The sequence below is a fragment of the Dietzia sp. DQ11-44 genome, assembly GCF_014145205.1.
In the GTDB taxonomy this organism is placed as follows: Bacteria; Actinomycetota; Actinomycetes; order Mycobacteriales; family Mycobacteriaceae; genus Dietzia; species Dietzia natronolimnaea.
In genome coordinates, this window is record NZ_JAALEC010000206.1 from 1 (window position 1) to 640 (window position 640).

A 640-nucleotide genomic window follows, 5' to 3' on the forward strand; every position below is an offset into this window, starting at 1 on the left:
GCGTGCGACGCGCACCCGCGGACGCCCGCGGCCCTGCATGGTGGCTCGCGTTGGTCGTCTGCAAACCCCTTCTGCTGCTCGTCAGGAGAGCGGACTGGCGCGGTACAGAGCGCCTTCCCGGGTCGGGGGGCGCAGTACTGGCGGCCAACCATGTCTCCCAAGCCGACCCGCTCTTCCTCGCGGAGATGGTCCTCGCCCAGGGCCGGACCCCCTGGTTCATGGCAAAATCAAGCCTGTTTCAGAGCAGAGCAGTGGGCTGGTGGTTTCGGTCGGCCGGCCACGTCCAGGTCGACCGCTCCGACGGGCGAGCCGGGATCCGCGCCGCGATCGAAGCAGTGGATCGCGGCGCCCTTGTCGTCGTCTATCCGGAAGGATCGATCACGAACCGACCGGATGTGCGTCTGATGTCGCTCAGGTCGGGTGCTGTTCGCATCGCGCTCGAGACGTCAGTCCCATTGATCCCCGTCGCCCAATGGGGTGTGCAGGCCATCGCGCCAGCCTACGAAGGAAGGGTGGTGCTGGGCCGCCGTCGTCGGGTCACCCTGCTGGTCGGGGACCCGGTCCCGCTCGAGGACTTCCGAGGACTGCCGTCGGCGACGGCAGCCGCTGTGGGCGTGCAAAGACTTCAGGACACCCTCGC

Annotated in this window: 1 protein-coding gene; it reads left to right on the plus strand. The window is 68.3% G+C overall.

The genetic code is table 11. From position 1 onward, the window contains the following. Positions 1–2: 2 nt before the first annotated feature. The coding region (locus tag G6018_RS06225; RefSeq protein WP_347237813.1) for a lysophospholipid acyltransferase family protein at positions 3–640 on the plus strand (638 nt) is incomplete at its 3' end.